The organism is Sphingosinicella rhizophila (assembly GCF_032378825.1).
GTDB classification, from domain to species: domain Bacteria; phylum Pseudomonadota; class Alphaproteobacteria; order Sphingomonadales; family Sphingomonadaceae; genus Allosphingosinicella; species Allosphingosinicella rhizophila.
Map to the genome: position 1 here is coordinate 305,620 of NZ_JAVUPU010000002.1, position 22,514 is coordinate 328,133.

Below are 22,514 nucleotides of genomic sequence, written 5' to 3' on the forward strand. Positions count from 1 at the left end.
ATCAAGGCCGCGCCTCGGCTGGATAGGGATCCGTGATGCCCATTGACGCGAGTGCTTCACGTTCCAACTTTTCCATGGCTACGGCCGCCTCCTCCCCGATTTCATGATCATAGCCCAAAAGATGAAGCGCGCCATGCACGACCAAGTGGATCGCATGGTCCTCCATGCTGATCCCGCGTTCCCGGGATTCGGCCGCGCACACACCGTGGGCAAGGACGATATCGCCTAACAGGGCTTCGCCTTCGCCGACGGCATCGAATGCCGTGATAAGAGCCGGCTCGACCATCGGAAAGGAAAGCACGTTGGTCGGCTTGTCCTTGTCCCGATAGGCGGCGTTCAGCGCCCGGACCTCTTCGTCATCGGTGAATTTCACTGAAATCTCAAAGGAGACCGGGCTGCGGAGCAGCAGCTCGTGGCGGCTTGCGGCGATGGCCGACCGCACTGCCTGATCGGCAAGCGCGGCCCAGCCGGTGCTACTGTCCCATTCCTCCGAAGTGTCAGATTCAACCAGGATCATGCCGGCCCCTCATAGGCTTCCACGATCTTTCCGACGAGCGGGTGGCGGACGACATCGCCGGCGCCGAAGCGGATGGTGGCGATCTTCGCAATCCCCTCCAGCTTCGAAACTGCATCGGCGAGTCCGGATTTGCCGGGCTCCGGCAAGTCGACCTGTTTCGGATCGCCGCAGATGACCATCCGGCTCCGCATGCCGAAGCGGGTGAGGAACATCTTCATCTGCTGCGGGGTGGTGTTCTGCGCCTCATCGAGAATGACGAAAGCGTCGGCCAGCGTCCGGCCCCGCATGAAGGCGAGCGGCGCAATCTCGATCTCGCCCGAAGCGATCCGGCGTTCCACCTGTTCTGTGGGCAGCATGTCGTAAAGAGCATCGTAGAGCGGACGGAGGTAGGGATCGACCTTCTCCTTCATGTCGCCGGGCAGGAAACCGAGCCGTTCGCCCGCCTCGACGGCGGGACGCGACAATATGAGCCGGTCGACCGAACCGCCGATCAATTGCTGCACGGCCTGGGCCACGGCGAGATAGGTCTTGCCCGTTCCTGCCGGGCCAAGCGCGAAGATGATCTCGTCTCGGGCCAGCGCTTCCATATAGGCGACCTGCGTCTTCGACCGCGGCACGATCGTCTTGCGCCGTGTCCGGATCATGATCTTGGGTGGTTCCGCGACGTCGCTGGAAACGATGCCATCCAATGTGGGCTGGCCCGACATGGCAATCACGCCTTCGACGGCACCGGCGTCGATGTCCTGCCCTTGATCGAGACGGTTATAGAGCCCGGTCAAGACGTCGCGAGCGCGGGCCGCGGCTTCCGGTTCTCCTTCGATCTGGACGCGAGTGCCACGCGCGGCAATATAAACGCCCAATCTGTCCTCGATCGCAACGAGGTTGCGGTCGAACTCGCCGAACAGGGACCCCAGCAAATGGGGCTGGTCGAACTCGATTTCCAGCCGCGCACGAGGTGGCGAGGCTTCGGCTGCCTTTTTCTGAGCCATCAGGCGGCATTCCTCATGATTTCGGCTCCGGAGAGACTGTTGGGTCCGGCCGCGACGATCTCGACCTCGACCAGATCGCCGATCATCGCGTCCGTTTCCAGATGAACGGACTGGAGCCAAGGCGATTTCCCGATCAACTGGCCGGGCCTTCGTCCCTGCCTCTCCAGCAGCACGGAGGTGCGGCGCCCCATGGCGGCGCGGTTGAAAGCGTGCTGCTGCTCGTTGAGAAGAGCCTGCAGTCGCTGCAATCTTTCATCCATTACCTGGGCTGGCACCTGTTGATCCATGTCGGCGGCCGGCGTGCCCGGTCGCGGGGAATATTTGAACGAGTAAGCCTGGGCGTAGTTCACCCGTTTGACGATTTTCAGCGTCTCTTCGAACTCGGCATCGCTTTCGCCGGGGAAGCCGACAATGAAGTCGCCGGAAATGGCGATGTCGGGCCGCGCCTCGCGGACCCGTTCCAGGATGGCGAGATAATCGGCGGTCCGGTGGCTGCGGTTCATCGCCTGCAACACGCGGTCGCTGCCCGATTGCACGGGGAGGTGAAGGAAGGGCATCAGCTTGCCGACATCGCGATGGGCCTCGATCAGGGCGGCGGTCATGTCGTTGGGGTGACTGGTCGTGTAGCGGATGCGTTCCAGCCCTGGCTCGCGATCGAGTGCGCGGATGAGACCGTCCAACCCACAGGGCCGGCCTCGATCGTCAAGGCCCGTCCAGGCATTCACATTCTGGCCCAACAGGGTGATTTCGCGGGCGCCGGCGCCGATCAGGGCTTTCGCCTCCTCGATGATCGCCTGCCAGCTTCGCGAGACTTCGGCACCGCGCGTATAGGGGACCACGCAATAGGTGCAGAATTTGTCGCAACCCTCCTGTACGGTCAGAAAGGCCGAGGGACCCTGCCGGCGCCGCGCGGGAAGCGCGCCGAATTTGGACTGGACCGGCATGTCGGTGTCCAGCGCCTTCTTCCCTTGGCTCGCGGTAGCGATCAGTTGCGGCAGCCGGTGATAGGCCTGGGGACCGACCACGATGTCGACGCTGGCCGCGCGCCGCGGTATTTCCGCGCCTTCGGCCTGGGCCACGCAGCCGGCCACGGCTATCATCGGCCGCGAACCGTCCTCGCGCTTCAGCCGGCCGATATCGGAATAGACCTTCTCGGCCGCCTTCTCCCGGATGTGGCACGTGTTGAGGACAACGAGATCCGCTTCGCCGCCTTGCGCCGCACGCATTCCCTCCGCCTCCAGGAGCTCGGCCATCCGCTCGCCGTCATAGACGTTCATCTGGCAGCCGAAGGATTTGACGTGATAGGTCTGGGGCTTCGCCGATTTCATCGCGCGCCTATAGGCGATCCGCGCCGCGCGCGGAAGCATCAAGCCGGGATCCTCCGGTGCCGTCCGGACCCGCGGCCGGCAACGCGCCGAGGATTGCGGCCCTGCTGGCGATGGCCAGCGCCTTGCGGTCGGCGAAATCGACCGGGTCGATCGGGTCGAGAAAATGGATCATGACAGGGGTGGCGCCGGACCGGGACAATATCCGCATCGCATTGGCGCGGGCGCTTTCCCGGCCTATCCATGCGATCTCGGTTGCTGCCGCGCCATAATCGATCGCCACCGGCTGGACCCTCAGCCTCGGCAAGGGCGGGAACAGTGCGGCCAGGAGGCTGGGGCGGAACGGCAATATTTCCTCGCCGCCATCCGTGGTTCCCTCGGGAAAGAGCGCAACCGGCTGTCCGTTGGCCAGTGCGGTCCGAAGCGCATCGGCCTGCCCCTTGACCGACCGCGGTTGCTCGCGAGCGACGAAGACGGTCCTATTGAGTCGCGCCAGCCACCCGACCAAAGGCCAGCGGGCGACCTCCTCCTTGGAAACGAATGCGGTTCCGCTCGCGCTTGCCAGCAAGACAATATCGAGCCAGCTCGAATGATTGGCCACGAACAGGACATTGCTGGACATCGGCTTGCCGATGATCTGGCATCTCATCCCGGCAGACCAGCCGACCCAGGCCAGATAGCGCCTCGGCCAGGCCGACCGGCCAGTGATCAGGAGGGCGAGATAATGAAAAGGCGTGCACGCGATCAGCCCGGCCGTGATCGCTGCGATCCGCAAGGTCAGGCGCATCGGGCGCGGCACATCCTGGCGGTTGCCGGGGGTTCTGATCCTAATTCTTGCGGCCGAGGGCGACGCCGTACAACTCCATCCGATGGTCGACGAGACGGAAACCGAGCTTTTCGGCGATTCGACGCTGGAGCGCCTCCAACTCTTCATCGACGAACTCGATCACGTTTCCGGTTTCGACGTCGATCAGGTGGTCGTGATGGGATTCGGCCGCGGCTTCGTAACGAGCGCGGCCGTCGCCGAAATCATGACGCTCCAATATCCCAGCCTCTTCGAACAGCCTGACCGTCCTGTAGACGGTGGCGATCGAAATGCCGCTGTCGATATTGGAGGCGCGCGCGTGGAGTGCTTCCACGTCGGGATGATCCTCCGCATCCGACAGGACCCGGGCGATGATCCGCCTTTGTTCGGTGATGCGCAGTCCCTTTTCGGCGCACAAGCTTTCGATGTCGATCCTGCGTGTCATAGCGTCACGAGTTTAGACGAATCCGCCGCCGGGTAAAGGTGCCGGGACGATGATGCCCCGGCGGACCTTCTATTTTTTTGTGGTACGACGACGCTTGGTGCCAAGGCCGATCTTCTTGGCAAGGGTGCGGCGTTGCTCGGCATAATTTGGAGCGACCATTGGGTAATCTGCGTTCAGGCCCCATTTTTGTCGATATTCGTCCGGCGTCATTTGATAATGAGTCATTAGATGGCGCTTCAGCATTTTCAGCTTCTTGCCGTCCTCAAGGCAGACGATATAGTCGGGCTTGATCGAGGAGCGGATCGAAACGGCCGGTTCCTGCTTCACGGGAGCTTCCTGAGCCGCGGTGCCAAGACCGTTCAAGGCATTGTGCACGTTCTGAATCAGCTGAGGCAAATCATTCACCGCCACGCTATTGTTGCTGACGTGCGCCGATACGATGTCCGCAGTCAGAGTGATAAGCGTTTCATTCATTTCACTATTTTCCGCCATTGTAGGACCCGCTCGAGCTAGTGTGATGAGAATAGGTTAGTCTGTCCGCGTCCGAATGGTCCGTTTCGGAGCAATTTACAAGAAAAAACCTTTACCGGTGTATTGGTCAAATGCTCAGGGGCCTTGCGAGGGTCAACGCATCGTATACCTGGCCATCCTTCCCATTATAATAGTTACGGCGGCGTCCCACCTCGGCGAACCCGGCGCGGCGATAAAGGTTAATGGCAGGGTTGCCGTCGCGTACTTCGAGATGAAGCTGCTGTGCGCCCCGCGTGCCCGCGACCAGGCTGAAGCGATTTAGCAGCAATTGTCCGACACCTTGTCCTCGAGCCTGCTTCTTGACTGCCAGCAGGAGCAGTTCGGCTTCGTCGGAGACGATCCTCGCAAGTGCGAATCCGACTAGATCCGTGCCGGCCTTGGCCAGCGAGAGCCACACGCCCGGCATTGGCATCAAACCGGCGCATTGCGGCGCGGTCCATGCTTCCCCGAACACGGGATCGAAGCTGTCGTCCATCACCTTCATGACCGCATCGAGATCGATTATGCCTCCTTCGCACAGACGGATCTGATCCAGGTTCTTCACTGCATGGGCTTTGCGTCAGGGGCCCGGCCATAGATCGGCCTGGCCGGAAGGTTGCGAAGATGTTGAGGAAGCAAAATCGCGTGGGCGGCGCGGGGGAAGGCTTCCCGCCAGCTTCCGTGTCCGCGGGCTGCGACCAGCGTTTCCGCTCCCGATCCGATCACGAGCGACGCCCGGACGGACGCGGCCGCCTCTTCGGGGGGCACGGAACGCAAGGCATCCAGGGCTTCGATCGGATCACCGCCATAACTTTGCACGAATAATTCGCCATGTCCCGCTTGCAGCGCAACGGCCAGCTCTCCTTCGTGCTCAGCTGCCGCAGCGATCACGGCCATGGACGAATAGGCACGAAGTGGAATTCGCCATCCGATGGCGAGGCCGTGCGCGGCGGCAAGCCCGACCCGGACGCCGGTGAAGCTGCCCGGCCCGCAATCGACAAGGATTTCGTCCGGACGCCTTCCGTCCAGCAGCCTTGCCGTCATCGGCATCAAGCGTTCGGCATGGCCGCGGCCGACGATTTCATGATCCTCGCCGATCAGCCGACCATTGTCGACGAGCGCCACCGAACATGCTGCCGTCGCGCTGTCGATCACCAGCAGCATTTCGAGTCCCCCGTCCGGACCACGGCCGGACATAGAAGTTGATCATACCAGGCTGTAACAGCTTGAGGTGCGAATCAAGGCTTTGACCAGTTGTGATCCCCGCCCGATTCCCGTCGTCCGGTGTTAAACGGCCTCGACGGCATCGACCTCCGGCACATAATGTTTGAGAAGGCTCTCAATGCCTTGCTTCAGCGTCATGGTCGAGGAGGGGCAGCCCGCGCAGGCACCGTGCAAAGCGAGGAAGACCTTTCCATTCTGAAAGCCGCGATAGACAATGTCTCCGCCATCCTGGGCCACGGCGGGCCGGACGCGGGTTTCGATCAGCTCCTTGATCTGGGCGACGATGTCCGCATCCGCCGGGTCATCCGCAAATCCGGCATCGGGTTCGATAGCAATCCCCCCGGCACTGGCCGCCTTGAAAAGCGGCGCCCCGCTGGAGAAATGATCGAGTAAAATGGCCAGAATCTGAGGTTTGAGATCCTTCCATTCTACGCTGGGCGCTGCCGTTACCGAAATGAAGTCGCGCCCGAAAAAGACGCCATCGACGTCGCCCGTCGAGAAAATGGCCTCCGCCAGAGATGAGGCTTCCGCCTCTTCCGGGGTCGCGAAATCACGTGTGCCCCCATCCATCACGGCCTGGCCTGGCATGAATTTCAGCGTGGCGGGATTCGGCGTCGTCTCGGTCTGGATCAGCATGAAGTTCATGTGGGGCAGCAGGCCATGGCGATCAAGTGGTCTCGGCCTCCCGCTCAGGTCCGCTTCTCGTGGCTCAGCCGGGACATCAGGATCGCCGCGCGCTTGCCCGGGTGATCGAGGCTGCCGAAATCGACAATAAGTTCAGTCGTGCCCACCGTCCGCACCATCTGTCACTCCGGCCTGCCAACTGAGTGCTGGTGACGGCCGCGCGGTGGGTAAGGGCGGCAAACAGGCCGAGCAGGGAGCTTCTTCATTACCTTCTCCAGGGAGCAAGGCCGGGTCTTGAACGTTTCTGGCCTGCGAGCGGGAGGTCTTATGCATCTGCTTCGAACTTTGCTTTTCGTCACGGCAGCAATCTCGGCCCATGCTTTGCCTGCTCAGGAGTGGCGCGGCGCGCCGGAATATGATGTGCTCCTGTCGAGCTACGATATCGCACCGAAGACAATATATCTGAAAGCAGGAGAGCCGGTGCGCCTTCGTTTCGTCAATAATAGCGACCGGAGCCTCGATTTCGCGGCCGGCGCCTTTTTCGCAAGTGCGAAGATGCGAGAACGGGATGCCGATATGGTCAGCGGTGGCAAGATCAGGGTGCGGGCAGGCCAGACGCGGACGCTCGTGCTAATGCCTCGGCCGGGTCGCTATGGCGCCGGTGGCGGCAATTTCATCTACCGTCTATTGGGAATGCGCGGTTCGATCATCGTCGAATGACCTCCGACCCGATCGGCTCGTGAAGAACCTGACTTCCCCGCATCGTCGGACCGTGGCAGTTTGCATCGGACCTTAAGGAGGCGAGCATGGGCAAAGGCAAAGGCAAAGGCAAAGGCAAAGGCAAAGGCACGGGCAAGGCGAAGACCGACGAGAAGGGAGACCCGACCGAAAAGGCCGTGAAGAAGCTGCGCAAGGCGGGCAAGCGGGCCTTGAGACTGGTCGATCAGCCAGCTGTGAGTGAGATTGCGGCGGCAGCCATGATGGCGGCGGCGGCGGCACTCAGCGAAGGAAGGGCTGGCAGCGAAGGAAAGGCCGGGAGTCGCGCCGGAGGTGGTAAGGGGTCTGTCGCGGCTGATGTCGAAGCCGCCAAACTGGCCGACACGCTCAAATCGCTGGCGATCGATGTCGCGCGGCGCACGCTTGAATCCTGGGAGGGGAAGGCGAATGCGGGCCGCGGCAAGCGCGATGCGGCCGGGCAGAGCAAATCGGGCTGATTTATACCCGATATCCTTGTTATCCACAGGCAGATTTCGTTGGTCCGACTCGGAAATTCGTGAGAGCTTTCATTTGTGGCGGAGAACCGACGGGACGGCAACGGACCGAAAGTATTCCAGTCACAGCCGATGCGGACCGGCTTCGTTCCCCCAAGGACGAAGAGCAGGAAAACATGGGTGGACCGTGGATGAAGCCGCGCGACCATCAGCGCAAGCGGATGCGAGCGGGATTTCATAAAGCGGTCCGGCGATTCCGGAACCTTCGGGCGACGGCGTCGCAAACGGGGACCTGGCAAGGTATGACCTGGCCAGTGGCCCGGACAGGAGATCGGCTCGGGCCTGACCCGGTCCGGGATCCAAAGCCCAAGCGAAGACAGCTTCGCTACCCGGCGACGGCAGTCAAGGCTGGGACAGTGGGGGCCGGTGGTGACGCCGGCCCCCATTTCACGCGTCCGTTCGCAACTTTGCCTTCAGCCCCCTCCGATTGCCGCGCGATCGTTCGCAGCGCATCCTTTCGTTCCATCTACGTGTTTGTCCGGGACGCAAACCGGCATTTGGAAGGAAAAGAATGCGCCTGAGTCTTGAAGCTAATCTCGACTATGATTTTCCGGAGCCCGCCGACGTGCTGCTTGCCGTCGAGATCGCGCAGATGGCGGACCAGCATCTTGTCGAGGACAGGCTCACCGTCACGACGGCTACCCCTTTGGCCCCCGTCGAGGGGCTGCATGGGATCGGTCGCCGCACATGGACGCGAGGCGAAGGAAGATTCCTCGTTCATTATCGCGGCATCGTCGACGTCGATCGCCGGGCTCCCGACCTTTCCGGCTGTGCGATGATTCCCCTGCACGATCTGCCCGGCGACGCGATCGAATATCTTCTGCCGAGCCGTTATTGCCGTCCCGACAAGTTCAAATCCTTCGCTGTGGAGCTGTTCGGCGAGCTGGAAGGGGGAGCGAAGGTCACGGCGATGGCCGACTGGATCCGCGACAATATGCGCTATGTCCCGGGATCGAGCGACGAGCGGACCACGGCCGAAGACAGCTTTTTGACGCGTGAGGGAATTTGCCGTGACTATGCCCATGTGCTGATCGGGTTCGCCCGCGCCTTGGACATACCGGCACGGATGGTAAGCGCTTATGCCTGGAAGCTCGAGCCGCCGGATTTCCATGCCGTGGTGGAAGTCTATCTCGACGATTGCTGGCACCTCGTCGATCCGACGGGCTTGGCCCCGATCGAGGGGCTGGTGCGGATCGGAGTCGGCCGCGACGCGGCGGACATCAGTTTCATGACGATTTTCGGAAGCGCGAATCTCGTCAGCCAAAGAGTTCAGGTCGAACGCATCGGTGGATCGAATCCAGATTAAGGCCCGGCACCGCGTCTCTTGTCCCCGAAATTTGTGGATAAGTCCCGATCTGCCGGCAAGTGCCTGATTTGCTGAACTTTCGCAGGCATCACTGTTGCTGCGATGTGACAGCCGAACTCGGCTCGTCCCTTATTCGAAATTAACCGTTGCGGCGCGACTCGAACTCTGATTCATTTCTGAATGGGGAGTGGGGATTTGGTTAAGCGGTCGGTAACCGTTTTGCGCGCATGATCTCCGCCAGGCAAAAGGAGTGGGGACATGGGTACGCAGACCAAGCCTGCCAGTGGCGCGCTGACTCTGGTCGAGTTGAAGGAGTTTGCCAGCTTTTCAAAGGGCACACAGCGCTACATCCGTCGTTCGCTGGATGTCGGCCTTGGCCATCGTGATGCGATCCGGCGCTGGTCCCGCGACGTGGGCGAGGCGGCGAGCATTCGTGCGCAGGAGCGGGTCTATAGTCGGATCGACCATATTCGCGCCCATGTTCCGGATGATAGCGGCCTCGATGCCATGGAGCCGATGATGGGGCCGTTGGTGACGATGAGCGCCTTCGACCTTGGCCAGGACCGGCTTCCCGATTTCGCGTCCTACCGTTTCCTCTACGAACGCTTGATCGGCGCGGCCGTTCGTCCATGGCTCCCCGGCGCCTTCTGCGCGGCGGCCGCGCTCCCGCACCTTCACCCGGAGCGGCGGCGGATTTTGCTGCAATCGATCAGCGAAGCTGCCGCAACGGCGCCCGGCTGGTCGAACAGGGAGCCGAGCTTCTTTCCGGAATGGGTGGAAAAGGTGGATCTCACCGTCGCTGGCTAAACAGTTTCGCGTCGAACACGGGCGGTCCTGACCTTCAGGGCCGCCCCTTTTGTTTCTGCGCTCGCTCTATTGAAATGTGTGGACCATGATTCACGCTTCAGATTGACTCAATCTGAGACGATGATGGTCTAGGCTCGATTGCGCAATCGCTTGAGCAGATCGGCCGCGAAGGTGGAAAGCGTGTCGTCCCGAGCGCCCATGATGACGATGCGATCGCCGGGGCGGGCAAGCATCATCAGACGGGTCGCGCAGTCGGCTCGGTCGGCGATATGTTCGGCATTGCGTCCCGCCGCCCGCACCCCGTCAACGATGTCGCCGCTGGTGACGGAGCGTTCCACCGTGCCGCCAAAATAAGCAGGATCGGGCATTATCAATATGTCGTCGGCTTCGAGATTGTGGGCGAAGCAATCGACAAGTTGCTGTTTCATCACGCGCAGCGGCCCGTAACCGTGCGGCTGGAACATGACCAGCACTCGCCCGGGAAAGGCGTGAAGGGTGGCAAGGGTCGCAGCGATCTTGTCCGGGTTGTGGCCGAAATCGTCGACGATGCTGATGTCGCGATATGTTCCCACGACCTCGAATCGGCGGCGCAGGCCATTGAAACCAGCCAAGGCCTCGACCGCAGTCGCAAGGTCTAGACCGCAGGCTCGGGCCGAGGCAATGGCAGCCAGTGCATTGGTGGCGTTGTGGCGTCCGGGAACCTGGAGACGGACACGGAAAGTGTCGCCGGTCGCCCGTTCGAAGACCGTGAACGAAATTGCTAGCGGTTCCTCGACGATATTCCTTGCGACAAGATCTGCGGCTTCGTCGAGCAGGCTGAAGGTCACCAACCTCACCCTCTCGCCTCTGGCCGCGAGCGTCCGCACCTCTTCGTCGTCCAGGTTGAGGATCGCCGTTTCCGCCTTGCCGATGAAATCGAGGAACAGCGCGCGAAGCTCGTCCAGCGACTTGTGATCGAGCGTAATGTTGTTGAGGATGGCGATGTTCGGCTCGTAGAGCGCGATCGAACCGTCGCTTTCATCGACCTCGCTGACGAAAATGCCCCCTTGGCCCACAAGCGCGCTGGCAAAAGGTTGGTCGGGCGTAACGAAATTCTTCATCACGGCGCCGTTCATGACGGTAGGATCGCGACCGGCCTGATGAAGAATCCAGGCGATCATCCCAGTGACCGTGGATTTGCCGCTCGTGCCGCCCACCGCGATGCTCGTTGACGCAGCATTGAACAATTCCGCAAGAAGCTGGGGTCGGCTGACCAGTTTGGCGCCGATTCGTCTGGCAGCCTCGACGTCCGGAATCGTGTTTTCGACTGCGGCCGAGGTCACCACGATCTGATTCGGGCTCGCGACACCGCTGCCATCCTGTGGAAAGAGGTGGATGCCCCGTTCCTTCAGGAATGAGAATTTGTCGGCGATGCGGCCTTGGTCGAGCGATCGGTCGGAGCCGGCGACTTCGGCCCCGCTGGCTTTGACGATACAGGCGAGCGGAAGCATGCCGCTGCCACCGATGCCGCAAAAGAAATAGGATTTGGTTTCCTTCATGGCCACGCCCTATTGAGGTGCGGCGGTCATTTCAAACTTTAGGGTCGGGACCCTGAGCCGCGCAGGGGCGAGGAGGCTGGATGCGGATAGGTGTTGTGGCGCCCAGCTCTCCGCTCAGCGCCGGGACGGCTGATCGCGTCATCGCGATCGCGGCAGCCTCCTGTCCGGGGGTAACGCTGCACTTTCACCCGCAATGCTTCCTCGCTCATAACCATTTCGCCGGCCCGGACGAGGTCCGCGCCGATGCTTTCGTAGATTATGCCAATGATCCGGAGATCGATGCGATCTGGTTCGCCCGCGGAGGCTATGGTGCATGTCGGATCGCGGAAACGGCGATCGAGCGGCTGGGCGACGCGGCCAGAGGCAAGGCGTATCTCGGCTATTCGGATGCGGGCTTCCTGCTCGCGGGCCTCTATCGTGCCGGTTTCCCCCGTCTGGCCCATGGGCCGATGCCGCAGGACGTCCACCGCGATGGCGGGGATATGGCCGTCTTGCGGGCCCTGTCCTGGCTCGCCGGGTGTTCGCCAGTGGGGATGGAGGCCGCTCCGGGCGACGGGAAAGCCGTGGCGTTCAACTTGACCGTTTTCAGCCAGCTGCTCGGCACGGCGCTGGAGCCCGACCTCGAGGATCATGTTCTGATGCTGGAGGAGGTCTCCGAATATATGTACCGGATCGATCGCTCCATGTTCCACGTCGCAAGCAATTTTGCGGACCGGGGGCTAAGTGGCATCAGGCTCGGCCGTTGCAGCGACGTCCTGGCCAACGATCCCGATTTCGGGGAAACGGAAGAACAAGTTGTTCGTTTCTGGTGCCGGCACGCTGGCATTCCCTATCTGGGCCGCGCCGATATCGGCCATGACGCGGATAACAAGATCGTGCCGTTTGGCAGCTCCTGACGGTCATGCATCCCGTTCAGGCGACGACTCGCGCCTGTTCATTATGGTTTCTCCGGATTTTACCGTCATTGGTCCGGTCTCTATTCTCTTCGCGAGGTGAAAAGCCGAGTTTCGGCTCGCTGATGCAGATTAAAAGGCCTGTGAAAGCCGCTTGTGAGGCAAAGTCGCGCATTCTCTCCATCGAACCCCTTGCACTTCCCGCGAGTTTGGGGCTTATCAGAGGCGGAATCACAGGAGGGAAATATGGCAAAAGGCACTTCAGGCAGGCAGGATGGGCTGCAACGGCCGGTGAAACCGTCCGCGGACCTCGCGGCGATCACGGGTCCGGATCCGCTTCCGCGCAGCCAAGTTGTCAGCAAGATGTGGGAACATATCAAGAAGAACAATCTGCAGAATCCAGCGAACAAGCGCGAGATCCTGGCGGACGACAAGCTCAAGAAGATTTTCGGCGTGGACAAGGTCTCGATGTTCGAGATGAACAAGCACCTCTCGCGTCACCTCAGCTAATAGGATTTCCGGCAGGCCCCGCGGGGCCTGCCGGTGCCACCTCGCGAAGCGCCGCTGCAATAGATGCGGCGCGCGCCGCGCTTCGCCATCAGAATATGTCCACCAGTTTGCCGAGACGCATTGGCAGTTGGGCCGGCGCTTTACCCCGATATATCCATTTCTAACGGGTGACGGGCTGTTCCGCTCGCCAGCTTCCCGAGTTGCGATATTCTTCGCGCACTTGGGATTGTGGAAGCCGATCGTCGGCCATCGCGAGCGGTTGCGAGCTACCCTCGGCCTGGTTCACTGAAGATCTTGCATCGGTCCGCTCGGTGCTTTGCGCAGAGCTTTCGAGCGCGAAAGAGAGTGTCGGCGTCCAAGGTGCCGCCGGGCGCTTGGCTAGCATAGCGGCAGGAGAAGGTTCGCGGCCGGCATAGGATTGGGTGAAGGCGGCAGGCCCACCCGAAGCGCCTTGCAGTCGATAGAAATTGTGCGCGCCGATCACCGCGAGCTTGATCAGCCGGTAGGCCCATGTCGGGACGACCTCATGCGTGTGATAATGGGTAGCATAGCCCACCGGCGCGAAGACCTGGCCGGCAAGGGCGGAAGATGCGAGAATGCGCGCGCGCGCCCAATCGGCGCCTGAAGGTCGAACGGCGAGCGAATTGTCGCAGGTGAAAGTGAACTGGCAGCCGCCGCCGGCACGCATCGGGCCCTGATAGACGACACCGCAGACACTGTTGGGATAAGCGGGATGACGGACGCGGTTGAGTACCACCTGAGCGACTGCGCGCTGTCCATCCACTGATTCTGAACGGGCTTCATAGTAAATGGCTTCGGCCAGGCATTGCAGCGACTTTTGCTGGTCCCAATCGCTCGCGGCGCGTGCAACGAATGAAGCGGCGCGCGGATTTGCCTCGGCAGAAACGGGGATGGCAGCGTTGAGGGCAGCCGCCTGGCTAGGCGAGGCGGGCACGAGTTTCGTGGGTTCCGCCAAGACTTCCGGTGCTTGTTGCATTCGCGGCTCGGCGAGATCCAGCAGGTCCGGTACCGCCATTGCCAGCCCGGCAGCCGGAGGATCATCGGCGGCATGGATGGGAACGCACGAGGCGCTGAGGAGCAGCATGGCGAGGCCGGTGACAGCCCGGTTCCGGACACGGATCCGCGGCCTCGGGCACGACGGCGAGGCTTTCATTCCAGATTGTCTTAACGCTGCCACGTGAGCTTCACCGCCTATCCCCAGGGGGGCATAGAGGGATCTAGACGATCTTGTCGTGGGCTCGCGCCCCCCTGATTTCGGCTGTCCTATTATGATACCGAACAAGGCCGGTGCTTAAGTAAAGAAGCCTTCGCGCTAACAGGAATTCTATCAATCAGGGCATTAGCCTGACCCGATTTGGCGGAAGGGTACCAATGGGCTCGATTGCCTGTCGGTTGGCGCAGGGCGCCAGGCAAAGTGGATGCTGCTGGTCACTCCGGCGCGGCCCGCTCCCGACGATCACAGGCGCATTGCGGGAACTTGCGGCGCCGGCTCAACGGCGCCGCAAGTCGATTCATCGATTAGCTTGAATAATACATATCATATTCGACCGGGCTCGGCGTCGTTTCCCAGCGCATCACCTCTTCCCATTTCAGCTCGATATAAGCATCGATCTGGTCGTCGCTGAAGACATCCCCCTTGGTCAGGAAGGCACGGTCCGCCTGCAGCGCGTTCAGCGCCTCGCGAAGGCTGCCGGCGACCGTCGGGACATTTTCCAGTTCGGCCGGTGGCAGGTCGTACAGATTCTTGTCCATCGCATCGCCCGGGTGGATACGATTCTGGATGCCGTCGAGACCCGCCATCACGAGGGCCGAATAGGCGAGATAGGGATTGGCGAGCGCATCCGGGAAACGGCATTCGACCCGCTTCGCCTTCTCGCCCGTGCCATAGGGAATGCGGCAGGACGCGGAGCGGTTGCGGCTCGAATAAGCGAGCAGGACCGGGGCCTCGAAGCCGGGCACCAGCCTTTTGTAGCTGTTGGTGGTTGGATTGGTGAAGGCATTGCAGGCCTTGGCATGATGGATGATGCCGCCGATGAAATGGAGGGCCAGTTCGCTCAAGCCCGCATAGCCATTGCCGGCGAAGAGCGGTTTGCCGCCATTCCAGATCGACAGATGGGTGTGCATGCCCGACCCATTGTCCTGCTTGATCGGCTTGGGCATGAACGTGGCGGTCTTGCCATAGGCGTTGGCGACCATGTGGACGACATATTTGTAGATCTGCATCCGGTCGGCGGTCTCGACGAGCGTTCCGAATGTCAGCCCCAATTCATGCTGGGCGGAGGCGACCTCGTGATGGTGCTTGTCCATCGGCAGGCCCATCTCCATCATCGTCGATACCATCTCGGCGCGTATGTCCGTGGCACTGTCGACCGGGGCGACCGGGAAATAGCCGCCCTTGGCCCGCGGCCGGTGGCCGAGATTGCCGACATCATATTCGCGGCCCGTATTGGTCGGCAGTTCGATATCGTCGATTCGGAAATAGCTGCTATTGTAGCCATCCTCGAAGCGGACGTCGTCGAACATGAAGAATTCGGCTTCCGGGCCGACATAGATGGTGTCGCCGATGCCGGTTGCCTTCAAATAAGTCTCGGCGCGCTTGGCGGTCGACCGCGGATCGCGGGCATAAAGCTCTCCGGTTCCGGGATCGACGATGTCGCAGAACATGATCAGCATCGGCGTCGCCGAAAAAGGATCGACATAAACGGCGTCGAGATCGGGCCGCAGGATCATGTCGCTTTCGTTGATCGCCTTCCAGCCGGCGATCGAAGAGCCGTCGAACATGAATCCGTCGGTCAGCTGATCTTCGTCGACGAGGCCGGACACCATCGACAGATGCTGCCACTTGCCCTTGGGATCGGTGAAACGAAGATCGACCCATTCGATCTCCTGGTCCTGGATCATCTTCAGGATTTTGCCAGCGTCATTGGCCATGTGGAAATGCCCTTTTCAAAATGAACCGCCAAGGCAGCACCTTGACGGGAACCGTGCCCATCCTGCCGAAGCATGCCTCGACCGGAAATTCCCCTTCAATGACGCGCCCGACAGCCTTTTTGGCTTCGTCAGATTGCGTCCGAGCCCCTCTCGTCAGTTCGAATCCGAAGCGCTTCTTCTACGTTCGACACGAATATCTTGCCATCGCCAATCCGGCCGGTGCGGGCGGCATTGGCGATCGCCTCGACCACGCGCTCCATGAGTCCGTCGTCGACCACGACTTCCAGTTTCACCTTGGGGAGAAAATCGACCACATATTCGGCGCCGCGGTAGAGTTCGGTATGGCCTTTCTGCCTGCCGAAACCCTTCGCTTCCGTTACGGTGATGCCGGACACGCCAACCTCGTGCAGCGCTTCCTTGACCTCATCCAGCTTGAACGGCTTGATGATCGCTTCGATCTTCTTCACCGCGAATCCCCCATCTGCTGCGACGCAGCATAATCGAAGAGAATTCTGTGACAAGCTGATTGCAGTATCCTGACGACCTTCGCGCCGCCCGGAATGCCGACAGGCGGTGGCGCCTCAGGAATAAGGAGGCTTGTCCAACCCCTTAGGGCTTTTGGTGAAAATCTCGCAACCCTCTTCGGTGATGCCCACAGAATGTTCGAACTGGGCGGAGAGGCTACGATCGCGGGTGACGGCGGTCCAGCCATCGTCCAGGATCTTGCAGGCCGGCTTGCCGATATTGATCATCGGCTCGATCGTGAAGAACATGCCGGGCTTCAATTCCGGCCCGGTGCCCGGCTGGCCGGCGTGGACGACTTCGGGCGCATCATGGAACTGGCGGCCAAGGCCGTGGCCGCAAAAGTCGCGAACGACGCCATAGCGCTGGGCTTCCGCGAAGCTCTGGATGGCGTGGCTGATATCGCCCAGGCGGTTGCCGGGTCGCGCGGCGGCAATGCCGCGCATCATGGCTTCATAAGTTGCGTCGACCAGGCGGCGCGCCTTGATGGGTACGTCGCCCACCAGATACATGCGGCTTGTGTCGCCGTGCCATCCGTCCAGGATCACGGTCACATCGATATTGACGATGTCGCCCTCCTTCAGGGTCTTGGTGCCAGGTATGCCGTGGCAAACGACATGGTTGATCGAGGTGCAGCAGCTCCCGGTGAAGCCGCGATAACCCAATGTGGCCGGCACGCCGCCGCCTTCGCGCATCAGCCGATAGACGATATCGTCTATCTCCTGGGTCGCGACGCCAGGGACGACATGTGGTACCAGCGCGTCGAGCACCTGGGCCGCCAGCCTGCCTGCGGCGCGCATCCCGGCAAAGCCTTCGGGTCCATGCAGCTTGATCGCGCCGCTCCGGCCGACAATCGACTCGTCCTGTTCGATATTCCGATATTCGTTCATATCGCCTTATATAATAGCGGCTTCGCGGCTTGGCGAGCCCATGAGCCGACACATCCGGCGACGAAGCGCTTTCTCCGCCGAAGATCAAGTTCTATGGCCACGGCATGGACAAGGATCGGATCTGGACAGCCGGGTTGCTGATCATCGGCGACGAAATTCTGTCGGGGCGCACTCAGGATCGCAACATCGCCCAGATCGCGGTCTGGCTCAACCTGCAAGGCATCAGGCTCGCGGAGGTGCGGATCGTCGCGGACGATATGGCGCGGATCGGGGCGGCCGTGAACGCCTTGCGCGCGCAGAATGATTATCTGTTCACGACCGGCGGCATCGGCCCTACCCATGACGACATCACCGTCGATGCGGTTGCGGCGGCACTCGGCCTGCCCGTCGTCGTCCATCCCAGGGCAAGGGCAGCGCTAGAAGCTTATTATGAGGGCCGTGGCGGCATGACCGAAGCGCGACTCCGGATGGCCCGGGTTCCCGAGGGGGCCGATCTTATCGAGAACGCGATGTCGGGAGCACCAGGCATCCGCGTCGGCAACATATTCATTCTGGCTGGTGTGCCGCACATCGCCAGCCTGATGCTGGAAGCGCTTTCGGGGACGCTGGAGGGCGGGCGCCCACTGCTGTCGCGAACGCTCGGCTGCTGGGTAGCCGAGAGCGAAGTTGCGGATATACTCAGCGCGACGGAACGGGCGCATGACGCCTGTCAGATCGGCAGCTACCCTTTTTTCCGAGAGGGCAAAGTCGGCGCCAATTTTGTCGTTCGCAGCGCCGACGCGGCTGCCCTTGAATCCTGTGTTGCCGATCTGATGCATCGCCTCGAAACGGATGGAAGAGCCGTCGCCGACGGGGGTATCTGAATCTCACCGGACACTCCGCGCGTCACCGCTTCCAGATGGATGGAGCCTGTACTGATATCCTGCCAACGTTATGGCCGGCAAATGAATTCCGTAGCCCCGGCGCGTGTTACAAACGGCCGGATAACGTCCTCCCAACCACGCCAAGAAAAGCAGGTCCGATGCTCGACACCCTGACCCGTAACCTTTCCCAGACGACCTCCATCGAGGATCTGGAGACGCCCTGCCTCGTGCTGAACAGATCGAAGGTCGAGCGGAACATCGCGAGACTCAACGGCCATCTGTGGGCGCTCGGCGTCGCGCTGCGACCGCATCTCAAGACGTGCAAGTCGATCGAGGTGGCACGGCTGGCGATGCCCGGTGCCTATGGTCCCGCCGCCGTATCGACTTTGAAAGAAGCGGAGCAATTCGCCGCCGCGGGGGTCCGGGACATTCTGTACGCCGTCGGTATCGCGCCCCAAAAGCTGCCTCGCGTGCAGGCCCTCCGAAGCGCCGGCACGGATTTATCGATCATTCTCGACTCGGTCGAGCAGGCCGAAGCCGTCGCGGCGGCGTCCGCCGGAGGAGATCCGATCCCGGTCCTGATCGAAATCGACAGCGATGGCCACCGTGCGGGGATCCGACCCGAAGATCGCGAAATGCTGACGGCTGTCGGTCGCGCGGTGCATGAGGGCGGTGCCGAATTGCGCGGCGTGCTCACCCATGCGGGCGAAAGCTATCACTGCAAAGGCATCGCCGCGTTGGAAGCCATGGCTGAACAAGAGCGGGCGGCGGCGGTTTCATGCGCCGCGACGTTACGCGATGCGGGATTGCCGTGTCCGGTCGTGAGCGTCGGTTCCACGCCCACTGCGCATTTCGCGCGAGATTTGACCGGGGTCACCGAAGTGCGCGCCGGCGTCTATATCTTCTTCGACCTGGTGATGGCGGGGATCGGCGTTTGCAAAATTGAAGATATCGCGCTCGCGGTGCTCGCCACCGTCGTTGGCCGTCGTCCCGATCGGAACCTTCTGATCATCGATGCGGGCTGGATGGCCCTGTCACGCGACCGGGGAACGGCAGGGCAGGAGGTCGACCAGGGATATGGTCTGGTCTGCGATCTGGATGGAATTCCCTATCCGGACTTGGTCGTTGTCGACACGAACCAGGAACATGGCGTCGTCAGCCTTCGCGCCGGCAGCAGCGCGTCCTTGCCCGATCTTCCGATCGGGGCCCATATCCTGATCCTGCCGAACCATGCCTGCGCCACCGCCTCACAGCACGACTGCTATCATGTTGTGGACGCAGCAGGCACGCCAGTGTCGGCGATCTGTCCGCGTTTCGGCGGCTGGTGAGGTAGAAATCCGGTGGAGCGGGTGAAGGGAATCGAACCCTCGTCGTAAGCTTGGGAAGCTTCTGCTCTGCCATTGAGCTACACCCGCAAGATGCTGGAATATCTAGAATATTCCAGGCGTCGTGCGGACCGTCTTGCAGGGGGTTTTTCCCACGCCGTCCGATCCGCGCGCCAAGTGCCACATCAACCTGCGCCTGGTCAACGTAGCGGTTCCCGGACGACAGCGATTCTTTGCGTCGAGCATCAGGATCTCTTCATGCCTGAGCCCTCCCGGAGGATCGGCGGCATTGCTCCCGATCCCTTTCTCGGTCACGCCGTTGTTCATATCCGCTCCCTGGCCAATCCCATGGATCTTCGGCCGGCGCATGTTCCCACCAATTCGACGGCAATGATTCGACGCCGCAGCCGATCGTTGGAACTTAGTCGCCCGGCGCGGAGAAGAGATAGTAATCATATACAGCCCGCGCGATTTCGGCGATCGTGCGTTCTCGAACGGGCGTCGGGGCTTCCCCTTTCTTGATATAGACGGCGATGACGATTTGGCCCGCTTCGCCCGGAAGCGTGATGACGCCGGCATCATTGACCGTGCCGCCAATCGTTCCGGTCTTGTGGGCGACGACGGTGCCTTCCGGCAGGAGTCCCTTCAGGCGCGTCTTGCCGGTCTTGGTGCGTTCCATGATGTCGGTGAGAACTTTGGTGCTCGCAGGCTTGAGCGCCTTGCCGCTGAAAATGCGGGTGAGCAGGTTCGCCATCGCTTCGGGCGTCGAGGTGTCGCGGACGTCATTGTCGAAGGCCGGAAAAGGTCGGGAGCTTCGTTCCCCGAGGCTCGGATCGGCTTTGGCTGCTCTTTCGAACGCTTCTGCCAGCGGGCCGGTGGCCGGCAAGCCGAAAAAGTCGCGCAGCAGGGCTCTGGTGTCGCGGTCGATGCGTTGGTCGGTGATGCCTTGCGCGCGCAGCCAGGCTGTCGCCCCGGCGGGACCGCCGGCGAGCTCGGTCAGCACGTCCGTCGCCGTATTGTCGCTGTGGGTGATCATCAGTTCAAGGAGGTTGTGGACGGAAAGGCTCACGCCCGGGTGGATCAATTCCTCCGCGATAACCGGGGAAGATGCATATTTGTCGGGGTCCACCTCGATCATCTGGCCGAGCGTCAACTCGCCGCGATCTATTCTGGCCATGATCGCGCCGGCGACAGCAACCTTGAAGGTACTCGCCAACGGATATCTCTGCTCTGCATTGAGGGCGATGCGCGGTCCTCGCCCATCGAGACGCCAGGCGGATACGCCGACGACGCCCTTGGCGGCCGTCGCCAGTCGCGCGATCTCGCTCTGCAGGCGCGCAACGCTCGGCGCGGCCTGTTCGGCCACGGTGGTTCCTGACTGGGCAAGGACGGGCTGCAAGGGTGTCGCTAAAAACAAGGGCGCCATGAGCAAAGAAGTCGAAAGTTGTCTCCAGGCATGGATGCGCATGATTTTCCCCTAAGCTGTTATTATGTTTAGTTCATTATCCGTGAGGCAACGTGTCGGCCCGCGGCCCGCCGAAGCCCTCCGAACAGGTTAGGCCGCTCGACGGAGGCTTTCAATCTTCATCGGAAAAATGTTGCCTGCGAGGTCGTATCCTATCCCCTGCGGGCAAGCAGATTTGCTGGTTCCGAGCTTGCATATAGTAAGCATGCTTATTATCTGCGCGTCATGGACAGGAACTTCGCCTTCGAGGTCGCTGAGACCGCGCAGGTCTTGCGTCGGGCTTTCGACCGGCGTGCCGCCACACTCGGCGTCACCAGGGCGCAATGGCGCGTGCTTGCGAGATTGGGCCGCCAGGACGGCCCGCGGCAGGTCGAGCTTGCGGAGGCCCTGGATGTGGAGCCGATCACGCTTTGTCGAATGGTCGATCGTCTGTCGGAGGCAGGCCTCGTCGAACGTCGCCGTGACGAGGAAGATCGGCGCGCGTGGCGGATTCATCTGACGCCCGCGGCCGGGCCGCTGATCGAAAGCCTGCGTTTGCTCGCGGCGGATTTTCTCGGCGACGCGCTGGATGGAGTGCGTGACGAGGATCAGGTTCTGGCTTTGGATATTTTGGCACGGGTGCGGGCGAACATCGCCGGCAAGGCCGTAAACGCGCGGAAAGCATCATGAAGGGGGCGATCGCGGCGGCCGGGGGTGCGATCCAACCGGCCCGAAAAGGGCGAATGCGGTTGGTATTGATGCTCTCGGTGCCGGTGCTGGTGGCGATGGTCGGCGCCTATTTGTGGCTCACATCCGGACGATATGTTTCCACCGACAATGCCTATATTCAGCAGGACAAGGCATCGATCAGCGCCGAAGTGGCCGGACCGATCATCGAGGTCGGCGTGCGCGAGAACCAGCGCGTGAAGAAGGGCGACCTGCTGTTCCGCGTCGATCCGCGCCCCTTCCGCATAGCCCTGGCTCAGGCCGAAGCGCAGGTAGCGGCGGCGCAGGTTCAGGTGGGCATGCTTCAGGCCGAAAAGGCGAGCACTGGGGCCGACATTCATGGCGCGACCGCCAATCTCGAATTTGCCGAACGTGCCTTTCAGCGTCAGGCCGAGCTTCTGGAGCGCGGCTTCACGACCCGCGCCCGTTACGACGAGGCCCAGCATGATGTTCAGGAGGCAAGGGAGCGGCTTTCCAACGCCCGCGGCGAGGCCGATATCAAGCAGGCGGCGCTGCGACAGGGCGGATCCTCGGTTCAGCCGACGATCGCCGCTGCTCTTGCTGCCCGCGACAAGGCATTGCTCGATCTGAAGCGGACCGAGATACGCGCGCCTTCTGACGGCTATGTGAGCCAGACCGAGCGACTGCAGGTCGGTACTGCCGTCGTGCCCGGCCTGCCGATGGTCACCCTCATTCGAAGCGATGAAGCGTGGGTGGAGGCCAATTACAAGGAAACCGATCTCGACAAGATGATGGTGGGCCAACCGGCCGAAGTTCATCTCGATGCCTATCCGAGCCTCAAGGTGCGCGGCCACGTTGCCAGCATCGGCCGGGGCACCGGTTCAGAATTTTCAGTGCTGCCCGCGCAGAATGCTTCGGGCAATTGGGTGAAGGTGACCCAGCGGGTTCCGGTGCGGATCGCGATCGACGGCGATCCGGGGAGGCCTTTGCTGGCTGGCCTTTCCGCCGACGTCTCGATCGACACGAGGGAATCGCCCGGCGGCAGACACTTCGCAAGCCGACGCTGA

Annotated in this window: 25 protein-coding genes and 1 tRNA gene; 10 read left to right on the forward strand and 16 right to left on the reverse strand. The window is 61.7% G+C overall.

Annotation, left to right across the window (positions count from 1 at the left end):
• Position 1: 1 nt before the first annotated feature.
• The 9 genes from ybeY to RQX22_RS04565 all read right to left on the reverse strand — a co-directional run bounded on the left by ybeY (position 2) and on the right by RQX22_RS04565 (position 6,451).
• Complete coding sequence (ybeY, locus tag RQX22_RS04525) at positions 2-517, reverse strand: rRNA maturation RNase YbeY (RefSeq protein WP_315724065.1); 516 nt, start codon at positions 515-517, stop codon at positions 2-4.
• A complete protein-coding gene (locus tag RQX22_RS04530; protein ID WP_315724067.1) occupies positions 514-1,506 on the reverse strand; it encodes a PhoH family protein in 993 nt (330 codons plus the stop codon). The genes ybeY and RQX22_RS04530 overlap by 4 nt, the downstream gene beginning before the upstream one ends.
• Positions 1,506-2,834, reverse strand: coding sequence for a tRNA (N6-isopentenyl adenosine(37)-C2)-methylthiotransferase MiaB (gene miaB / locus RQX22_RS04535; RefSeq protein ID WP_315724069.1), 1,329 nt, complete (start codon positions 2,832-2,834; stop codon positions 1,506-1,508). Before miaB ends, RQX22_RS04530 begins: the two co-directional genes overlap by 1 nt.
• A gap of 7 nt (positions 2,835-2,841) precedes the next feature.
• Positions 2,842-3,618, reverse strand: coding sequence for a lysophospholipid acyltransferase family protein (locus tag RQX22_RS04540; RefSeq protein WP_315724071.1), 777 nt, complete (start codon positions 3,616-3,618; stop codon positions 2,842-2,844).
• 40 nt (positions 3,619-3,658) lie between these two features.
• Positions 3,659-4,081: a Fur family transcriptional regulator gene (locus RQX22_RS04545; protein ID WP_315724073.1), complete on the reverse strand. Its 423-nt coding sequence runs from the start codon at positions 4,079-4,081 to the stop codon at positions 3,659-3,661.
• Positions 4,082-4,150: 69 nt separating this feature from the next.
• Positions 4,151-4,573 carry a Ros/MucR family transcriptional regulator gene (locus RQX22_RS04550; RefSeq protein WP_315724075.1) on the reverse strand — a complete coding sequence of 141 codons (423 nt, stop codon included), beginning with the start codon at positions 4,571-4,573 and terminating at the stop codon, positions 4,151-4,153.
• A gap of 106 nt (positions 4,574-4,679) precedes the next feature.
• Positions 4,680-5,156 carry a ribosomal protein S18-alanine N-acetyltransferase gene (gene rimI, locus RQX22_RS04555; RefSeq protein ID WP_315724078.1) on the reverse strand — a complete coding sequence of 159 codons (477 nt, stop codon included), beginning with the start codon at positions 5,154-5,156 and terminating at the stop codon, positions 4,680-4,682.
• Entirely contained in the window at positions 5,153-5,788 is a 636-nt protein-coding gene (gene tsaB, locus RQX22_RS04560) for a tRNA (adenosine(37)-N6)-threonylcarbamoyltransferase complex dimerization subunit type 1 TsaB (protein WP_315724080.1), read from the reverse strand. The genes rimI and tsaB overlap by 4 nt, the downstream gene beginning before the upstream one ends.
• 90 nt (positions 5,789-5,878) lie before the next feature.
• Complete coding sequence (locus RQX22_RS04565) at positions 5,879-6,451, reverse strand: NifU family protein (RefSeq protein WP_315724597.1); 573 nt, start codon at positions 6,449-6,451, stop codon at positions 5,879-5,881.
• A 315-nt stretch (positions 6,452-6,766) separates the two neighbouring features.
• On the opposite strand from RQX22_RS04565, the gene RQX22_RS04570 reads away from it, so the two are divergent.
• The 4 genes from RQX22_RS04570 to RQX22_RS04585 all read left to right on the forward strand — a co-directional run bounded on the left by RQX22_RS04570 (position 6,767) and on the right by RQX22_RS04585 (position 9,823).
• Positions 6,767-7,159, forward strand: a complete 393-nt coding sequence (locus RQX22_RS04570; protein ID WP_315724081.1) for a cupredoxin domain-containing protein — start codon at positions 6,767-6,769, stop codon at positions 7,157-7,159.
• Between the two features lie 86 nt (positions 7,160-7,245).
• On the forward strand, positions 7,246-7,653 hold the full coding sequence (locus RQX22_RS04575; protein WP_315724083.1) for a hypothetical protein: 408 nt from the start codon (positions 7,246-7,248) through the stop codon (positions 7,651-7,653).
• 568 nt (positions 7,654-8,221) lie between these two features.
• Entirely contained in the window at positions 8,222-9,016 is a 795-nt protein-coding gene (locus tag RQX22_RS04580) for a transglutaminase-like domain-containing protein (protein WP_315724084.1), read from the forward strand.
• 258 nt (positions 9,017-9,274) lie between these two features.
• Entirely contained in the window at positions 9,275-9,823 is a 549-nt protein-coding gene (locus RQX22_RS04585; RefSeq protein ID WP_315724086.1) for a hypothetical protein, read from the forward strand.
• A 128-nt stretch (positions 9,824-9,951) separates the two neighbouring features.
• Here RQX22_RS04585 and RQX22_RS04590 read toward each other — a convergent pair whose 3' ends face one another.
• Positions 9,952-11,361: a UDP-N-acetylmuramate--L-alanine ligase gene (locus RQX22_RS04590; RefSeq protein WP_315724088.1), complete on the reverse strand. Its 1,410-nt coding sequence runs from the start codon at positions 11,359-11,361 to the stop codon at positions 9,952-9,954.
• 80 nt (positions 11,362-11,441) lie between these two features.
• On the opposite strand from RQX22_RS04590, the gene RQX22_RS04595 reads away from it, so the two are divergent.
• Positions 11,442-12,257: an LD-carboxypeptidase gene (locus RQX22_RS04595; protein ID WP_315724090.1), complete on the forward strand. Its 816-nt coding sequence runs from the start codon at positions 11,442-11,444 to the stop codon at positions 12,255-12,257.
• A gap of 243 nt (positions 12,258-12,500) precedes the next feature.
• Positions 12,501-12,764 (forward strand): SWIB/MDM2 domain-containing protein, encoded by a 264-nt coding sequence (locus RQX22_RS04600; protein ID WP_315724091.1) that lies wholly within the window; start codon positions 12,501-12,503, stop codon positions 12,762-12,764.
• Positions 12,765-12,924: 160 nt separating this feature from the next.
• Here RQX22_RS04600 and RQX22_RS04605 read toward each other — a convergent pair whose 3' ends face one another.
• The 4 genes from RQX22_RS04605 to map form a co-directional block, all read right to left on the reverse strand.
• The gene (locus tag RQX22_RS04605; RefSeq protein ID WP_315724093.1) at positions 12,925-13,869 is read right to left on the reverse strand and encodes a cell wall hydrolase; all 945 of its coding nucleotides are present in this window, start codon (positions 13,867-13,869) and stop codon (positions 12,925-12,927) included.
• A gap of 434 nt (positions 13,870-14,303) precedes the next feature.
• Positions 14,304-15,716: a type I glutamate--ammonia ligase gene (gene glnA / locus RQX22_RS04610; protein WP_315724095.1), complete on the reverse strand. Its 1,413-nt coding sequence runs from the start codon at positions 15,714-15,716 to the stop codon at positions 14,304-14,306.
• Between the two features lie 128 nt (positions 15,717-15,844).
• Positions 15,845-16,183 (reverse strand): P-II family nitrogen regulator, encoded by a 339-nt coding sequence (locus RQX22_RS04615; protein WP_315724097.1) that lies wholly within the window; start codon positions 16,181-16,183, stop codon positions 15,845-15,847.
• Positions 16,184-16,297: 114 nt separating this feature from the next.
• Positions 16,298-17,128, reverse strand: a complete 831-nt coding sequence (gene map / locus RQX22_RS04620; RefSeq protein ID WP_315724099.1) for a type I methionyl aminopeptidase — start codon at positions 17,126-17,128, stop codon at positions 16,298-16,300.
• A 104-nt stretch (positions 17,129-17,232) separates the two neighbouring features.
• Here map and RQX22_RS04625 point away from each other — a divergent pair, with 104 nt between their 5' ends.
• Positions 17,233-17,991, forward strand: a complete 759-nt coding sequence (locus RQX22_RS04625; RefSeq protein WP_315724101.1) for a competence/damage-inducible protein A — start codon at positions 17,233-17,235, stop codon at positions 17,989-17,991.
• Between the two features lie 158 nt (positions 17,992-18,149).
• The gene (locus RQX22_RS04630; protein ID WP_315724103.1) at positions 18,150-19,319 is read left to right on the forward strand and encodes a DSD1 family PLP-dependent enzyme; all 1,170 of its coding nucleotides are present in this window, start codon (positions 18,150-18,152) and stop codon (positions 19,317-19,319) included.
• A gap of 13 nt (positions 19,320-19,332) precedes the next feature.
• On the opposite strand, the gene RQX22_RS04635 is transcribed toward RQX22_RS04630, so the two are convergent.
• Positions 19,333-19,406, reverse strand: a tRNA-Gly gene (locus RQX22_RS04635).
• 331 nt (positions 19,407-19,737) lie between these two features.
• On the reverse strand, positions 19,738-20,682 hold the full coding sequence (bla, locus tag RQX22_RS04640) for a class A beta-lactamase (RefSeq protein ID WP_315724105.1): 945 nt from the start codon (positions 20,680-20,682) through the stop codon (positions 19,738-19,740).
• A gap of 324 nt (positions 20,683-21,006) precedes the next feature.
• On the opposite strand from bla, the gene RQX22_RS04645 reads away from it, so the two are divergent.
• Entirely contained in the window at positions 21,007-21,450 is a 444-nt protein-coding gene (locus RQX22_RS04645) for a MarR family winged helix-turn-helix transcriptional regulator (protein WP_315724107.1), read from the forward strand.
• A complete protein-coding gene (locus RQX22_RS04650) occupies positions 21,447-22,514 on the forward strand; it encodes an HlyD family secretion protein (protein ID WP_315724109.1) in 1,068 nt (355 codons plus the stop codon). The genes RQX22_RS04645 and RQX22_RS04650 overlap by 4 nt, the downstream gene beginning before the upstream one ends.

Excerpts from the sequence above, each read along its gene's own strand:
- ybeY (WP_315724065.1), bottom strand. The coding sequence starts at position 517 with ATGATCCTGGTTGAATCTGACACTTCGGAGGAATGGGACAGTAGCACC.
- RQX22_RS04530 (WP_315724067.1), bottom strand. The coding sequence starts at position 1,506 with ATGGCTCAGAAAAAGGCAGCCGAAGCCTCGCCACCTCGTGCGCGGCTG.
- miaB (WP_315724069.1), bottom strand. The coding sequence starts at position 2,834 with ATGAAATCGGCGAAGCCCCAGACCTATCACGTCAAATCCTTCGGCTGC.
- RQX22_RS04540 (WP_315724071.1), bottom strand. The coding sequence starts at position 3,618 with ATGCGCCTGACCTTGCGGATCGCAGCGATCACGGCCGGGCTGATCGCG.
- RQX22_RS04545 (WP_315724073.1), bottom strand. The coding sequence starts at position 4,081 with ATGACACGCAGGATCGACATCGAAAGCTTGTGCGCCGAAAAGGGACTG.
- RQX22_RS04550 (WP_315724075.1), bottom strand. The coding sequence starts at position 4,573 with ATGGCGGAAAATAGTGAAATGAATGAAACGCTTATCACTCTGACTGCG.
- tsaB (WP_315724080.1), bottom strand. The coding sequence starts at position 5,788 with ATGTCCGGCCGTGGTCCGGACGGGGGACTCGAAATGCTGCTGGTGATC.
- RQX22_RS04565 (WP_315724597.1), bottom strand. The coding sequence starts at position 6,451 with ATGCTGATCCAGACCGAGACGACGCCGAATCCCGCCACGCTGAAATTC.
- RQX22_RS04570 (WP_315724081.1), top strand. The coding sequence starts at position 6,767 with ATGCATCTGCTTCGAACTTTGCTTTTCGTCACGGCAGCAATCTCGGCC.
- RQX22_RS04575 (WP_315724083.1), top strand. The coding sequence starts at position 7,246 with ATGGGCAAAGGCAAAGGCAAAGGCAAAGGCAAAGGCAAAGGCACGGGC.
- RQX22_RS04580 (WP_315724084.1), top strand. The coding sequence starts at position 8,222 with ATGCGCCTGAGTCTTGAAGCTAATCTCGACTATGATTTTCCGGAGCCC.
- RQX22_RS04585 (WP_315724086.1), top strand. The coding sequence starts at position 9,275 with ATGGGTACGCAGACCAAGCCTGCCAGTGGCGCGCTGACTCTGGTCGAG.
- RQX22_RS04590 (WP_315724088.1), bottom strand. The coding sequence starts at position 11,361 with ATGAAGGAAACCAAATCCTATTTCTTTTGCGGCATCGGTGGCAGCGGC.
- RQX22_RS04595 (WP_315724090.1), top strand. The coding sequence starts at position 11,442 with ATGCGGATAGGTGTTGTGGCGCCCAGCTCTCCGCTCAGCGCCGGGACG.
- RQX22_RS04600 (WP_315724091.1), top strand. The coding sequence starts at position 12,501 with ATGGCAAAAGGCACTTCAGGCAGGCAGGATGGGCTGCAACGGCCGGTG.
- RQX22_RS04605 (WP_315724093.1), bottom strand. The coding sequence starts at position 13,869 with ATGCTGCTCCTCAGCGCCTCGTGCGTTCCCATCCATGCCGCCGATGAT.
- glnA (WP_315724095.1), bottom strand. The coding sequence starts at position 15,716 with ATGGCCAATGACGCTGGCAAAATCCTGAAGATGATCCAGGACCAGGAG.
- map (WP_315724099.1), bottom strand. The coding sequence starts at position 17,128 with ATGAACGAATATCGGAATATCGAACAGGACGAGTCGATTGTCGGCCGG.
- RQX22_RS04625 (WP_315724101.1), top strand. The coding sequence starts at position 17,233 with ATGGACAAGGATCGGATCTGGACAGCCGGGTTGCTGATCATCGGCGAC.
- RQX22_RS04630 (WP_315724103.1), top strand. The coding sequence starts at position 18,150 with ATGCTCGACACCCTGACCCGTAACCTTTCCCAGACGACCTCCATCGAG.
- RQX22_RS04645 (WP_315724107.1), top strand. The coding sequence starts at position 21,007 with ATGGACAGGAACTTCGCCTTCGAGGTCGCTGAGACCGCGCAGGTCTTG.
- RQX22_RS04650 (WP_315724109.1), top strand. The coding sequence starts at position 21,447 with ATGAAGGGGGCGATCGCGGCGGCCGGGGGTGCGATCCAACCGGCCCGA.